Source organism: Curtanaerobium respiraculi, from assembly GCF_024609215.1.
Classification (GTDB): domain Bacteria; phylum Actinomycetota; class Coriobacteriia; order Coriobacteriales; family Eggerthellaceae; genus Curtanaerobium; species Curtanaerobium respiraculi.
Genome location: NZ_JANIPD030000012.1, coordinates 144,904 through 159,488 on the forward strand (window position 1 = coordinate 144,904; position 14,585 = coordinate 159,488).

The window sequence follows — 14,585 nt, forward strand, 5'->3', positions numbered from 1 at the left end:
CTGGATATGAGCGAGATCAAGTGCCCGAACTGCGGGACGGTGTTCACGGTCGATGAAAGCGGGTACGCGCAGATCGTTGCCCAGGTGCGCGACGCGGAGTTTGCTCGCGAGCTGGAGCGGCGCGAGGCCCAGCTGAAGGATGCGGGCAGCAGGGAGACCGAGCTGGCGGTGCAGAAGACGCGCGCGGAGCTCACGGCGACCGTGACCTCCCAGCAGGCGGAGATCGCACAACTCAAGCAGCAGGTCGCTTCCCAAGCCCAAACGTTCGAGGCGCAGAAGCGGCTTGCCGTCTCGCAGGCCGCCGCTGCTGCCGAAAAGCAGCGCGATGCGCTGGCGGCGCAGATAGCCTCCGAGCGCGCTGCGGCCCAGGCGGAGCTTGCCGCCGTGCAGCAGAGGGCGGCATCCCAGCTGGAATTGGAGCGAGCGAAGGCGGCACGCGAGATCGATGCGGCGAGAGCGCAAGTCGAGCGGCAGCGTGTGCAGACCGCTTCCCAACTTGCCCTAAAGGAGGCCGAGGGCGCGAAAGCCGCCAGCGAGCTGCGCGCTCGGATGGACGAGAGGCTTGCCGAGCAAGAAGGATTGATCAAATACCAGAACAGCGAAATCGAGCGGTTGCGCGATATGAAGGCGCGCCTTTCCACCAAGCTCGTGGGAGAGTCGTTGGAGCAGCACTGCCAAAGCGAATTCAACAGGATCCGCGCCACGGCGTTCCCGCATGCCTATTTCGAAAAGGACAACGATGCGAGCGACGGCACCAAAGGCGACTTCATCTACCGGGAATCCACGGATGACGGGACGGAATTCATCTCCATCATGTTCGAGATGAAGAACGAGGCGGACGAATCATCCGATAAGAACCGTCACAAGAACGAGGAGTTCTTCAAAAAGCTCGATGCAGACCGCACGAAGAAGGGCTGCGAATACGCGGTGCTGGTCACGCTCCTTGAGCCGGATAGCGAGCTGTACAATCAGGGAATCGTGGATGTGAGCTGGCAATATCCCAAAATGTACGTTATCCGCCCGCAATTCTTCATACCGCTCATCAGCATATTGCGCAACTCCGCCGCAAGCTCCGTCTCGGCGCGAAGGGAACTTGCGGAAATCCGCCAGCAGAACATCGACATCACCACCTTCGAGGACAAGATGGAGAAGTTCAAAGACGGGTTCGCGAAGAATTTCGTCTCAGCGAGCAATCGGTTCGAAACCGCAATCGACGAGATCGACAAGACTATCGCACATCTTCAGAAGGTGAAGGAGAATCTCACCAGCAGCGAGCGGCAGCTGCGCCTTGCCAACGACAAAGCGCAGGATCTGACGATTCGGAAGCTCACGTATCGGAACCCCACGATGAAGGAGAAGTTCGACGAGGCCCGTCGCGCCTCCGCCGGAAGGACCTCAGGCGAATGAGGGGTGCCTTCGAATAGACGGGAGGCTATGGAGGCTCTACCGCATCCGTCTTGCCGATGCGCGCCGCCTTAGCGTTTAGCCGAACGCGTGCGAGAGGCTGCCGAAAATGATCTTGCCCACCTCCGTGAGGACGATCTGAGCGCCCCTGAATATCGCGGAGAGCGTCGTGGCGAGCGTGCTGCCGAACCGGTCGGCGAGCATCGTCTCGATATTCTGGAACACGTAGGGATTCGTAGTGAGGAAATAGGTGGTGAATCCGATGGCGGCGACCGCGACGATGATGCCGACGATGACCTTCGCATGAGATTTGCGGGGTTCCTCGGCGGCGAAGACCGTCTGCTGGGGCGTCGCATACTCCACCCTCGGGGCATGGGCGGGCCCCATCTGATCGGTGCCGCCGCGCATCCTCGCTGCGGGATCGACCATCCCAGGCATTTGCATGGTCGCCTGGGCGCTCATACCGCCCGTCCAGCCGGCGGGGCGTTCGGACGACCACGAAAGATCGTCCCAGTTGCCCATATCCAAGACGCTGCTGTCGTAGGCTGGCTCGACCTCCACGTCGAAACCGGTTAAATCGGGCTCGACGCGGGGGATTGCGGGCGCGTTATCCCGAGAGAACGCCGCCGCGGTTGCGGAAAGGGGAACGGCGCCGATGACCATCGTTTCGTCCTCATGGGCGGATGGGGAATTGGACGAGGACGGCTGGGTTAGGCTGGCGGACGGCAGAACCGATGTCTTTTGCGCCTCGCTTTCGCTTGAGGGGTCGAGGGGCGCGATGACGGAGGTTTTCTGCTCGTCCGCGCTACCGGGGTCTTCGGGGAAGTCGGGAACGGGGGCACCGCAATATGCGCAAAACCGCGCGTTATCATGCAGCTGTTTGCCGCAACGTATGCAATAGCGTGCCGCCATGCCCGCCCTTTCTTCTCATGAATCGGATGCGAGCATCTTACCCGTTCGAACGATGCGGGGATTCGCTTTCATGAAACGGTAGCGAAACCGACACGTGTCGTGTTGGCCGCGCCGACCCTTCGAAGCCGACGCCCCGCGTGGCTTGGCGCAGTGGGCTGCGCGCGAAACGGGAATGCCGCGGTCGCATCGGCCGCGGCATTCGCTTCATGGGGTGCAAGGTCGATTATGCGGTGGTCAAAGGGCTGGCCTGGGTATATGCGCGGCCGGCATATTCCTGGTCGAGGTCGTACAGGGCCTTCGCGTCGCCGCCGAAGAGCTTCATCTTGGCGATCATGTCCTGGGCGTTCTCCTCCTCTTCGCCCTGCTCTTGAATGAACCACTGCAGGAATTGCATGGTGCGGTAGTCGTGCGCTTCCTCCGCAGCGGTGTAGATGCCGTTGATCAGGCTGGTGACGTACTTCTCATGCTCCAGCCCGGCTTCCAGCGGCTGCAGGTGATCGGTGAACGTCATGTCGGGCTTCTCGATGGCGTCAAGCTCGATATGCTCGTTGTTCGCATGCATGTAGTTGCGGAAGATGAGGGCGTGATCGCGCTCCTCCTGAACCTGGACCATGTACCAGTTGGCGTAGCCGTCAAGGCCCTCCTCCTTGTAATAGTCCGCGAAGGACAGGTACAGGTAGGCGCTGAAGAGCTCCTTGTTGATTTGCTGGTTGATGAGTGCTGAAACTTTTGGATCCATGTGCGACTTCCTTTCATCAAGTTGCTCGATCGAATCGATGATACCGCGTTCGCGAGGCGAATTCGGAACGTTCGTGCGAATACGACGTTGCTTTCACCGCACCATCACGTTGTGTGTCACAATGGCGCGCATGAAGAAGCAGACGAGCCATTGCAAACCTCCCCCTGGGGGCAAAACGGCATCGAGGGCGCGTTCCCCGAAGGGCGCCTCCGTTCGCGGTAGGAGCGTGAAGCCCACTCGCGATCCGAGCGGTATCTGCCCGATTGCCCGCGAATGCGGGGCATGCAGCGCCATCGACGTTCCCTATGATCAGCAGCTCACGCGGAAGCAGCGCATCGTCGCAGACTTGTTCTACGATATCGCAGGCTCCGATTCGTCCCTCCCCCCTATCGTCGGGATGGAGGATCCGTTTCGCTACCGCAATAAGATTGCCAGCCCGTTTGCGCCCGGACGGCCCGCGAAGCCGCGGGGGGAATCCAAGGGCAAGAAGGTCCCGCCGCGGCGTGAGATCCTCTGCGGCATGTACGCAGCGGGAACGCATCGCATCATCCCGGTGCAGAGTTGCCCGGTCGAGCATCCCAGCGGGCGGCGCATCGTCAACGCGGTCCGCGCCGTCATGCAGCGCTACGGGGTTGAACCGTATGACGAAGACGCCGGTACCGGCTTCATGCGCCATTGCGTTGTGCGCGTGGGGCATGAAAGCGGGGAGGTCTTGGTAACCCTTGTCACGAACGGAAGGGAGTTTCCCGGCGGGCGCAATTTTGCTCGTGAACTGGTAAAACGTTGCCCCGAAATCACCACAGTCGTACAGAATGTGAACGCCCGCGCCACGAATGCCATATTGGGGACGGAGGAGCATACGCTTTTCGGCCCGGGGTTCATCCTCGACACGCTGTGCGGATTGAGCTTCCGCATCTCTTCCCATTCCTTCTATCAGGTGAACGGCGTGCAGACCGAGGTGCTCTACCGGACCGCTATCGAGGAAACGCACTTGGGGGGTGCGGGCGGTGCGAACCGTCCGATAACCGTAATGGATGCGTATTGCGGCACCGGAACCATCGGCCTGGTGGCGGCTGCTTCGGCGGAAAATGTGCAGGTGATCGGCGTCGACAACGTGGAGTCGGCCATCCGCGACGCCCGCCAGAATGCGGCGCACAACGGCATCGGCAACGCCGAGTTCGTCGTCGATGATGCGGGGGCGTTCATGCGCCGCTACGCGGACGAAGGGCGCTCGCTCGACGTCCTCCTCATGGATCCGCCCCGCGCGGGGTCGAGCCCTGAGTTCCTCGAAGCCGCGTGCGCTCTCAAGCCGCAGCGCATCGTCTATATCAGCTGCGATCCCGAAACCCAGGCGCGCGACGCGAAGTATCTGCGCAAACGTGGATACCGTCTCGATTCGCTCCGCCTGGTCGACATGTTCCCCCATACCGATCACATCGAGACGGTAGTCTTGATGTCGAGGAAAGACACATAAGAGGTTCGAAAGCCCTTGATTCCAAGCACTTTTTGGGTCTCCCTTCTTCGAGCGAGTGGAAACGGCAAACGCTCCGCGAGAACTTATCCAAGGACGATGCCGGTCAAACAGCGGCAGGGTTGAGTAGCCGATCTAGGGAACCGCTGATGAATTCCGCCAGCCCGAGAACGACATGCTGGCGCCGGAGCGGCTCGATCCTCGTTCGCGCACGCCTGCGCTCGCTCGGCTTCCGCCGCTTTGGCACTCAGCCCGCCGTCCCCGGCCAAGGCGGAATTCATCAGTGCTTCCCTAGATGTCAGAGGGTTGAGTTAGATGTCAGGGGTCTTGAGTGCGTGGAGGTCTCGTACTTCACTCAACTCGAAGCGGCAATCGCAGAAAAGGGCGGGGTCTGCTGGGCGGATTTTTGCGCAGCTCCATGAACCGATGCGGTATGAGAGCGGCGAGCATGGGCTCGCAATGCCGCTTTTTCAGATGCTGGTAATCAGCATACGCCGGAATCTCGCAGCCCGTGATTTCGGTGCGTTCGGCGAAAAGCATTCTTGGTCGAAGAGACATCGAAGGGACACTGCATTACGATGGTCCGTAAAGGGGGAAATACGCCATATCGCGTATCGTTTTTCTTTGATACCATGCATCGTCCAACGGTTCTCGATTCGCCGCATTCCTGCAACAAGGGGGCTGACCGCATGATGAAACGAAGAAAAATCACCTCGATCTTGCTGACGGTGGTCTTGTCCCTGAGCCTGTTTGCCTAGGATCCGAATACCGTCATCGCCGGAGGCTTGTCGAAAGCGTATGCGGAGACCAGCGAAACCGCTCAGCCTGCGGGAGCGGCGGCGGAAGCGTCTGCTGCCGATGGGAAGACGGAACCGCAGGCGGCGGAGCCTGCTTCTACGGCTTCGCAAGCCGAAACCGAAGGGATCGAAACGGGAAAGCAGGCTGGGGAAGGGGATTCCATCGCGAAATCCACCCCGGATGTCGATGCGCCATCGAGGCCCGCGGGAAGTTCCATCGACGGCGCCTTGGTCGAGGCGAATGATTCCTCCAAGGCGGCTTCCTCTGAACCAGAGTCCTCATCATCTGCGGTGCAGCCAAGGGCTGCCAAGGCGCCGGCGCGGGCCGGCGGCAAGGATGCGGGAGCGCATGTCCACTGCACGATCACCACGGAGGACACGGTCGTTTCGAACGGACAGTACGTCAGCTTCAACGTCAACTATAAAATCGACCATGGAGCGATCCACGAGGGCGACTACATCGTCGTGAAGATTCCTGATAGCCTGAAGAACGTCGATCTGCAGCTCGATCCGAAGCATTTCAAAGGGTTCGAGAAGCAAGGCGAAGGCACCTACCACTTGATCTTCAATGATAACGCGGACGGCATCGCCGGGAGCTTTGCCTTGAATGCAACGGCAAGCAACGAATCCAGCTCTGCCATCACTGCCGAAGTGGATGTGAACGGGGCGAAGACGGCAGTTACCATCGCCGGCCAAACCCCATCCGGCTCAGGGGTCGAAAAGGATATCGAGAAAAGCGCGTTTGACGGAAGCGATATCCATGCCGGCGGATACGATTACTCCACCGGCATGGGCAAGGATGCTACCGAAATCGGTATCTACACGACGAGCATGATAAGGATGGCATCCGCCCGAAATCGGTGACGATTCATCTGGTTGCAGATGGCGAGGATACCGGAAAGACGCTGGAGCTGAACGCGGAGAACAACTGGACCGGCTCCTTTACGGACGTCGATGCCAAGAAATCCGGTACGGCGATCGCCTACACCGTAACGGAAGACGCGGTGGATGGCTACGAGTCCGAGGTCGTTGGAAGTGCGGAGGAGGGCTATACGATCAAGAACTCGCATACGCCAAAGACCCCGCAACCGGATAAGCCTCAACCGGATAAGCCGCAACCGAATAAGCCTCAGCCGAATAACCCACAGCCGGAAGGCCCGCAACCCGATACTTCGACGAAGCCTGCGGGAGAAAGCACTCCCCAAACGGGCGATTCCGCCGATCTTCCTCTCTTCGCGGGGTTGATGGCGATCTCGTTCGCGACCTTGGCCTCCGTGGCGGTATCTGCAAGAAAGTGCAGAAAGGACGAGTAGTTTATGACTGCGCGGCGGGCAGCCTTCGCGGCGAGGTACGTGCCTTTTCCCGCCCTTATTGCAAAAACAGCTCCCTGAGCTGGTCGTCTTCGGCGATGCTCAGCTGGCATGCGTCTTCGAGGAAGCCGTCGAAGCTGCCATAGTTCTCATCCGCGGCATCGAAGAACGCGTTGAGGTACTCGGGCCGCGCTTGCAGGAGGGGTCCGATCTTGTGCTGCAAGCCCGGCTTGTCCTTCCGCAGCTTGGCGACCTGGAGGATGCGTTTCCTCTGCTCGCGCAGCTCGTCGTTCGAGCGGAGATAGTCCTCCATGACGATTTCGGGAGGCACGCCCAGCGCGCGGAGGATCGTGGCGGCAACGACGCCCGTCCTGTCCTTTCCATTGGTGCAGTGCCAGAGAACCGCATGGCCTCCGGAGTCAAGGAGCGCCTTGAATATAGCGCGCCATCCATCTTCCACGGATGGGCCGGCGATCATGCGGTACGCTGCGCACGCATCGTAGGTGTCGGGATTCCAGCTGCCCTGCACAAGCTCCTGCCAATTGTCGTCTTGGAGGGTGATGAGCAGCGTTTGCGCCGGCATGAGCGGGATCTCCACGCGCTTCACGCCCGGGAGGGCGGGGTCGGGGTGCCCGCCTCGCTCCAGCCTGGTTCGCAGGTCGATGACCGTTCCCACGTCGCAATAGCCGATTAAATTGCCGCGATCGACCGCCGATGCGCGTTCGAGAGCGGCGCTACGGTACAGCTTGTGCGGCCGCACGATGCTCCCGTCCTCGCAGGGGATGCCGCCGAGATCGCGGAAATTCAGTATGCTGGGTTCGTGTTCCATGCCTGTAGCATACCTTAGGAGTCGCAGCGGCGTTTCCAAAAGTAGCATGTTTTGCGTGGTAGCATTAGGCGGAAACATCGCGTCGAAAGGATTGCCCATGCAGGACGAGCTGAGCCGCATAATCGGCGAAACCCCGCTGATCCGCCTCGAAGGCCTCTCGGACGAGGTGGGCGCTCAAGTGTATGTGAAGTACGAAGCCGCCAACCCGGGTGCTTCCATCAAGGATCGCGCTGCGCGCAGCATGATCTTGCACGCGGAGGAAGCGGGCGCGATTGCCCCTGGGCAGAGTGTCCTCATAGAGCCGACCAGCGGCAACACCGGCATCGGCATCGCCATGCTAGGTGCCGCACGCGGGTACCGGGTGATTCTGACCATGCCCGAAAGCATGAGCCGCGAGCGTCGGCTCCTGGCGGCGGCATACGGGGCTGAAGTGGTGCTTACCCCCGCCGCCGAGGGCATGCAGGGAGCGGTCGATAAGGCCGAAGAGCTCGAATGCTCCATCGACGGTGGCTGGATTGTCGGGCAGTTCACCAATCCCGACAACCCCCTGGCGCACGAGCAGACGACGGCCCCCGAGATCGAACGTCAGCTGGGCGCCGCCCCCGACTTCGTGCTGGCGGGCGCCGGCACGGGTGGGACCATCAGCGGATGCGCCCATTATTTCGCGCGGAGCAGGGCGGCGACCAGATGCTACGCGGTCGAACCGGCGGAAAGCGCGATCATCGGCCAGGCGCTTGCCGGCGAGAAGATCACGCCGGGGGCGCATGGCATCCAGGGAATCGGGGCGAATTTCATCCCCTCGACCCTTGACTTGGAGGCGATCGCAGGCGCCATCGCCGTGCCGACCGCCGATGCGCTCGACGCGGCGCGCCGCCTCGCCAAGGAGGAGGGTATTCTCGCGGGCATCTCCACCGGGGCGAATATCGCCGCAGTCCGGTCGCTCGCAGAGCAACACCCCGAGGCTGCGGGGGCGACCATCGTCACGTTCGCCGTGGACACGGGCGAGCGCTACCTTTCCACGGTTCTGTTCGACGAGAGCGCACGGTAGGGGGAAATGATGGAGGAGACGACGTACGGGCGTTTTGCGGCCGCAATCCGCGAGCGCGGCCTGGCATCTTCCGATGCACCGGTGCTGCTGATGGTTTCCGGGGGGAGCGATTCCACTGCTCTCGCCTATCTGGCGAACGACCTGCATGCGGCTGGTGAACTGGGACCTTTGGGGATACTGCACGTGAACCATAAGCTTCGCGGCGAGGATTCGGATGGCGATGCGCGCTTCGTCCAGCGTCTTGCCGAGGCCCTCGACCTTCCGTTTTTCCTTCGAGAGGTCGATGTGGACGCCGTCGTGCGCACAACGGGCGGCAATATGGAAGCGGTTGCCCGGGAGGAACGCTACCGGGCGGCCCACGAGGCTCTGAGCAAGCTGTGCCAGCAGATCGGCTCCCCCGTGCGGGATGGGCGCATCTTCACCGCGCACACGCAAGATGACCGCGTCGAGAACTTTTACATGCGCAGCATAGTGGGGACCGGCCCCGGTGGGTTCCGCAGCATGCGCTACGCGAACGGCCAGATCATGCGGCCCTGCCTGGATACGAGCCGTGATGATTTGCAAGCCTTCCTGCATCAGCGCGTCCTCGACGCCCGAACCGACCCCGCCATCGTCTGCGTGGTCGACGATGCGGGTGCGCCGTGGCGCACCGACGCCACCAACGATCATACCGATCGGTTCCGCGCGTATGTGCGGAATGCGATCGTGCCCGCTGCCAAGGAGCGTAATCCCCAGCTGCTCGACACGCTGTGCCGCAGCATGAACCTCATCGCCGACGAGGACGACATGCTCGACGTGCGGGCGCAGGAGCTGCTGGAGCGTGATGTGCGATGGCTCGATACCGAGATGCGCGACGGCTTGAACTACGCATCGGGCTGCTCGATAGCGCCCCGTTTCGGCGAAGCGCCCCTTCCGATGCGCCGCCGCGTGATCGCGAAGGTGCTGCAGCTGATGCTGGGCCTGGACGCCCGTGTGGAAACCGCCACCGTGGAAGCGTGCGCCAACGCGTTCGCCGATGGAGCCCCCATCAGCGGGTATACCGGCAACATCCAGGGCGACTACGCGCTTTCGGCCAACAAGAACGGTTTGCTTGTAGAGCCTATGGAAGTCTATCGGGCGCGGAGGAAGAACTAGCATGGATATCATCCTGGCTTCGAGCAGCCCGCGCCGCCGCGATCTGCTGCAGCGTGCCGGTGTGAAATTCGCCGTTCGGACCGCCGAGGCACCGGTCGACGAGTCGCTCGACGACGAGCTGCGGGCGGATCCCGTGCGCGCCGCCCGCGAAGTGGCCAAGCGCAAGGCCGGGGCGGTTGTGCAGGAGCTGCTCGCCGCCGAGCCCGACCAGCGCGCTACCGAGGTCGCCGTCATCGGGGCGGATACCATGGTCGTGCTCGAAGGGCGAATCTTCGGAAAGCCGCATAGCTATTCGGAGGGCGTGGGCATGCTGCGCAAACTGTCCGGTGAGACGCATCAGGTGGTTACCGGCGTGGCGGTCTACGTGCTTCAAACCGCCGAAGACGGCAATGTTACCGTGGGCAAGGGGGCTTTCAGCGAGACGAGCGATGTGACATTCAAACCGCTGACGGAGGAGCAGATCGCCTCGTACCTGCGTATGGGTGAGAGCTACGACAAAGCCGGGGCATACGCCATCCAGGGCGCCGGGATGCAGCTCGTCGCGGGCTACGAGGGCGATTATGACAACATCGTAGGCCTCCCGGTGAGCACCCTGCTCGACGCATTTCCCGCGCTGCGTCCAGAATAGCCCGTCTCCCTCCGGGCAGATGCCCCGTACCGGGCGGTTTAACCCAGTTGAAATACCGTGAACGTTACCGAGTTGCAATACGCGCTATCACCGAGTTTGCTACACTCGGAGGCTGTGAAACAATTATGGGAAGGTTCTACGGTGGAGTCCATTCACAAAGACGTCGAGCGAATCCTCTTCTCCGAGGAAGATCTGTGCAAGCGGGTGCGCGAGATGGGGCACGAAATCGCAACCGATCATGCGGGGCAGTCTCTGCTGGTCATCAGCGTGCTGCGCGGCGCTGCCATCTTCATGGCGGATCTCGTGCGCGAAATCAACCTGCCGTTGGAGATGGACTATATGGCGGTTTCCAGCTACGGATCCGGCGTGAAGAGCTCGGGCATCGTCAGCATCCAGAAGGATCTCTCATCCTCCATCGAAGGCCGCCACGTGCTGATCGCGGAGGACATCCTGGATAGCGGGCTGACGCTCAGCTACCTTATCCGGAATCTCTCATCGCGCAATCCCGCATCCATCGAGGTTGCCACGCTGTTGCGCAAAAGGACGCGCCAGCAGGTGAAGCTGGACTGCCGTTACGTCGGTTTCGAATGCCCTGACGAATTCATCGTGGGGTACGGCCTCGACTATGCGGAACGGTATCGCAACCTCCCCTATATCGGCGTATTGAAGCCCGAGGTATACGCCAGCGCGAACTAGCGCTGCCCGATACCGAAGCAGAAGAAAGACTAAGCATTCATGGCAGATAAAAAACCCTCGCAGCAGAACACCCGCACCGCAACGGTGTGGGCGATTCTCACGATCCTCCTCTTCTTCGTGCTGGGATCCCAACTTGCCGGAATGGGCGGGGGGAAGCAGGATCAGAAAGTCACCGACCAGCTCATCACCAGCGATTTCGTGACTGCGGTGAACGACGGTCGCGTGACAAGCGTGACCTACGATGCCGGCAACGATGCCGTTTCGGGCACGTACTATCCCGCCACGACTGCCGGCGGGGCGGCGGCGTCGGCGTTCAACACGGGCTTCGATGCGCTGTCCGCCGCCTTGGGGACGCTCCAGGACACGAGCGGCATGCCCCTGGCATCCCATGTGCAAACGGAGGGCATCTCCACCGTCAACCTGGGTGAAGAGCGCAACTTCACCGCCACGTGGGTCGGGCGCGACTCCCTGGGCGAGCTGATGTCGGCCCATCCCGAGATCAAATACGAAGTGTCGCTGCCCAACAGCATCGTCAGCACGCTTCTGTCGTACTTCCCCATGATCCTGCTCACGGGCTTCTTCATCTGGATGTTCTACCAGATGAGCAAAGCGAACAATTCCCAGATGGGCTTCGGTCGCACGAAATCGAAGATCGCCAACGAGGAGCGTCCCGACGTCCATTTCACTGATGTCGCGGGCGTCGATGAGGCGGTCGAAGAGATGCAGGAGATCAAGGATTTCCTTGCCAATCCTGCGAAGTACCAGGAACTGGGCGCGAAGATCCCACGCGGGTGCCTGCTGGTGGGTCCCCCGGGCACCGGCAAGACGCTGCTCGCTCGCGCCGTCGCCGGCGAGGCGGGCGTGCCCTTCTTCAGCATTTCGGGTTCCGACTTCGTCGAGATGTTCGTCGGCGTGGGCGCCAGCCGCGTTCGCGACCTGTTCAAACAGGCGAAGGAGGCATCGCCCGCCATCATCTTCATCGACGAGATCGACGCCGTCGGACGGCAGCGCGGCGCGGGTTTGGGCGGCGGCCACGACGAGCGCGAGCAGACGTTGAACCAGTTGCTGGTGGAGATGGACGGCTTCAACGCCAACGATTCGGTGGTGCTCGTTGCCGCGACCAACCGCGCCGACGTGCTCGACCCTGCCCTGCTGCGTCCCGGCCGTTTCGACCGGCAGATCGTCGTGGACGTGCCCGATGTGAAGGGCCGCCTGAAGATCCTTCAGGTGCATGCGAAGGGCAAGCCCATCGCCCAGGACGTCGACTTGGATAAGATCGCCAAGCTCACCCCCGGCTTCACGGGCGCCGATTTGGCGAACCTCCTGAACGAATCGGCGCTTCTCACCGCTCGCCGCGGCAAGAAGGTCATCGCCATGGATGAGGTGCAGGACAGCATGGAGCGCGTCATCGCGGGTCCCGAACGAAAGGGCCGCGTGCTCGACGAGCTGACGCGGCATACCATCGCCTACCACGAAAGCGGCCATGCGCTGGTGGGGCATACGCTCCCGCTCGCCGATCCCGTGCACAAGATCAGCATCGTCAGCCGCGGTCGCGCTCTGGGCTACACGCTTTCCATCCCCAAAGAGGACAAGGTGCTCAACGGCCGCAACGAGATGATGCAGGAGCTCGCCGTGTTCTTGGGCGGCCGCGTGGCGGAGGAGATCTTCTGCGACGATATCACCACGGGTGCCAGCAACGACCTGGAGCGCGCCACCAAGATGGCTCGCCAGATGGTCACCCAATACGGTATGAGCACCGAGCTGGGCACGCAGATTTTCGGCCAGCCCAACCACGAGGTGTTCTTGGGTCGCGATTACGGCAACACGCAGGATTACTCCGAGGAGACGGCGCGTCGCATCGATGCCGAGGTGGCGCGCATCATGAAGCAGGCGCACGACGTCGCCTACCAGATTCTCTCCGAGCGCCGCGACCAGATGGATCTGATGGCGAGCGTCCTGCTCGAACGCGAGACCATCGACGGCGAAGCGTGCCAGGCCCTTCTTGACAACAAATGGGTCGAATACCTGCAGCACGAGCAGAGCGATGAGGGCCGCGCCCAGCGCGAGCGCGCCGCCAACACCGTGGTCGATGCGCCTGAAGCCAAGGCCGTTCAGTCTCCCGAAGGCGAACAACCCGAGGCCCCGCAGCCAGAAGCCGCCGAGAGCCGGTTGGGCTTCTGCCCGTCGTGCGGCGCGAAGCTCGAGGTTCCGGCGAAATTCTGCCCGAATTGCGGTGCCCCTCTCCCCGAATCGCCTCAGCGGGCCGACGGGCAGGGCGCGCAGCAGAGTCCGATGGATGATACGCGGCTATGATTTGGCAGTGCGGTCGGTATTCCTTCGATACGCAGATGCCCATCGTCATGGGCGTGTTGAACGTGACCCCGGATTCGTTCTCCGACGGCGGCGAGCATTTCGCGTATGATGCGGCCTTGACCGCCGGCCGTGCCATGCACGAAGCCGGCGCGCTGGTCATCGATGTCGGCGGCGAGTCGACGAGGCCCGGTGCCGAACCGGTGGCAATCGAGGAGGAACTTGCGCGGACGGTCGATGTCGTGGGCGCCTTGGCATCCGAGGGGATCTGCGTGAGCATCGACACGCGCCATCCGGAAGTGGCTCGCGCCGCGGTGGATGCAGGGGCTGCGATCATCAACGACGTTTCGGGCTTCCGTGATCCCTTGATGGTCAAGGTGGCGGGTACCTGCGATGTGGGCGTCATCGTCATGCACATGAAGGGCGAGCCTGCCACGATGCAGCGGGAAGCCACCTACGGAGATATTGTTGTCGAGGTCAGGGACTACCTGGTCAAACAAGCCGAGATGCTGCAGCGGGCGGGTATTGCGCCGCAGCGGATCGCCATCGACCCCGGTCCCGGGTTCGGGAAGACTCCCCAGCAGACCATCGAGCTCATGCGCAACCTGCACGAGCTCGTCCGCACCGGGTATCCGGTAGTTGCCGCCCCCAGCCGCAAAAGCTATGTGGGGTATGCCTACAATATCCCCAATCCCGCCGATCGCGACGAAGCTTCCGCGCAGGAGGCGCTTCTCGCCTGCGAACTGGGGGCGAGCATCGTGCGAATGCACAACGTCCCCGTCGCCATCGCCACGCTTGCCGACGTGCGCCCGTTCGCCCTGCTTGGCCTGGGATGCAACGTTGCCTTGACAGCAAACCCCGGCGAGGAACGCGATGGGAAGATCGCGCAGCTGAACATGGCCATCGGCTCGCTGTCGATGCTGCCCGATTCCCAGGTCATCGACGTGAGCAGCTTCTACGCGAGCGAGCCGGCGTACTTTGAGGACCAGGACGAGTTCGTGAACGCCGTCGTCCTCATGCGCACGGGGCTTTCTCCGCGCGATCTTCTGGGGTACCTGCACGCAATCGAGAACAGCCTCGGCCGCGTCCGCGAGATCGAGAATGGACCGCGCACGTGCGATATCGACATCCTCGATTACCAGCTGTATTCGAGCGATGACGAGCAGCTCGTCCTACCGCATCCGCGCATATTGGAGCGGGATTTCGTGGTTAAGCCCCTGCTCGAACTGCTCCCGCACCATATCCTCTCGGATGGAACGCCCGTCACCGCCGACAAGGTGGCGGTCGGCAGGGCCCGGAAGCTGTAA

General features: G+C 62.1%; 13 protein-coding genes. 10 read left to right on the forward strand and 3 right to left on the reverse strand.

Annotated elements, in window-relative coordinates; all coding sequences use genetic code 11:
- Positions 1-6: 6 nt before the first annotated feature.
- On the forward strand, positions 7-1,407 hold the full coding sequence (locus tag NOV21_RS05085) for a DUF2130 domain-containing protein (protein ID WP_283170117.1): 1,401 nt from the start codon (positions 7-9) through the stop codon (positions 1,405-1,407).
- Positions 1,408-1,482: 75 nt separating this feature from the next.
- On the opposite strand, the gene NOV21_RS05090 is transcribed toward NOV21_RS05085, so the two are convergent.
- Both NOV21_RS05090 and NOV21_RS05095 read right to left on the reverse strand, forming a co-directional pair.
- Entirely contained in the window at positions 1,483-2,316 is an 834-nt protein-coding gene (locus tag NOV21_RS05090) for a zinc ribbon domain-containing protein (protein ID WP_283170118.1), read from the reverse strand.
- A gap of 223 nt (positions 2,317-2,539) precedes the next feature.
- A complete protein-coding gene (locus NOV21_RS05095) occupies positions 2,540-3,055 on the reverse strand; it encodes a ferritin (protein WP_283170119.1) in 516 nt (171 codons plus the stop codon).
- A 226-nt stretch (positions 3,056-3,281) separates the two neighbouring features.
- On the opposite strand from NOV21_RS05095, the gene rlmD reads away from it, so the two are divergent.
- From rlmD to NOV21_RS05110, 3 genes are all read left to right on the forward strand, one after another.
- A complete protein-coding gene (gene rlmD, locus NOV21_RS05100; RefSeq protein ID WP_283170120.1) occupies positions 3,282-4,529 on the forward strand; it encodes a 23S rRNA (uracil(1939)-C(5))-methyltransferase RlmD in 1,248 nt (415 codons plus the stop codon).
- Between the two features lie 782 nt (positions 4,530-5,311).
- Positions 5,312-6,187, forward strand: coding sequence for a hypothetical protein (locus NOV21_RS05105; protein WP_283170121.1), 876 nt, complete (start codon positions 5,312-5,314; stop codon positions 6,185-6,187).
- A complete protein-coding gene (locus tag NOV21_RS05110) occupies positions 6,184-6,636 on the forward strand; it encodes a Cna B-type domain-containing protein (RefSeq protein WP_283170122.1) in 453 nt (150 codons plus the stop codon). Before NOV21_RS05105 ends, NOV21_RS05110 begins: the two co-directional genes overlap by 4 nt.
- A 55-nt stretch (positions 6,637-6,691) precedes the next feature.
- Here NOV21_RS05110 and NOV21_RS05115 read toward each other — a convergent pair whose 3' ends face one another.
- On the reverse strand, positions 6,692-7,462 hold the full coding sequence (locus tag NOV21_RS05115) for a tyrosine-protein phosphatase (RefSeq protein WP_283170123.1): 771 nt from the start codon (positions 7,460-7,462) through the stop codon (positions 6,692-6,694).
- A 97-nt stretch (positions 7,463-7,559) separates the two neighbouring features.
- Here NOV21_RS05115 and cysK point away from each other — a divergent pair, with 97 nt between their 5' ends.
- From cysK to folP, 6 genes are all read left to right on the forward strand, one after another.
- Positions 7,560-8,510 carry a cysteine synthase A gene (gene cysK, locus NOV21_RS05120; RefSeq protein WP_283170124.1) on the forward strand — a complete coding sequence of 317 codons (951 nt, stop codon included), beginning with the start codon at positions 7,560-7,562 and terminating at the stop codon, positions 8,508-8,510.
- Between the two features lie 6 nt (positions 8,511-8,516).
- Positions 8,517-9,644: a tRNA lysidine(34) synthetase TilS gene (gene tilS / locus NOV21_RS05125; RefSeq protein WP_283171774.1), complete on the forward strand. Its 1,128-nt coding sequence runs from the start codon at positions 8,517-8,519 to the stop codon at positions 9,642-9,644.
- A gap of 1 nt (position 9,645) precedes the next feature.
- Positions 9,646-10,272, forward strand: a complete 627-nt coding sequence (locus NOV21_RS05130) for a Maf family protein (protein ID WP_283170126.1) — start codon at positions 9,646-9,648, stop codon at positions 10,270-10,272.
- Between the two features lie 150 nt (positions 10,273-10,422).
- A complete protein-coding gene (gene hpt / locus NOV21_RS05135; RefSeq protein WP_283170252.1) occupies positions 10,423-10,968 on the forward strand; it encodes a hypoxanthine phosphoribosyltransferase in 546 nt (181 codons plus the stop codon).
- A gap of 39 nt (positions 10,969-11,007) precedes the next feature.
- The gene (ftsH, locus tag NOV21_RS05140; protein WP_283170127.1) at positions 11,008-13,281 is read left to right on the forward strand and encodes an ATP-dependent zinc metalloprotease FtsH; all 2,274 of its coding nucleotides are present in this window, start codon (positions 11,008-11,010) and stop codon (positions 13,279-13,281) included.
- Positions 13,278-14,585 carry a dihydropteroate synthase gene (gene folP / locus NOV21_RS05145; protein WP_283170128.1) on the forward strand — a complete coding sequence of 436 codons (1,308 nt, stop codon included), beginning with the start codon at positions 13,278-13,280 and terminating at the stop codon, positions 14,583-14,585. Before ftsH ends, folP begins: the two co-directional genes overlap by 4 nt.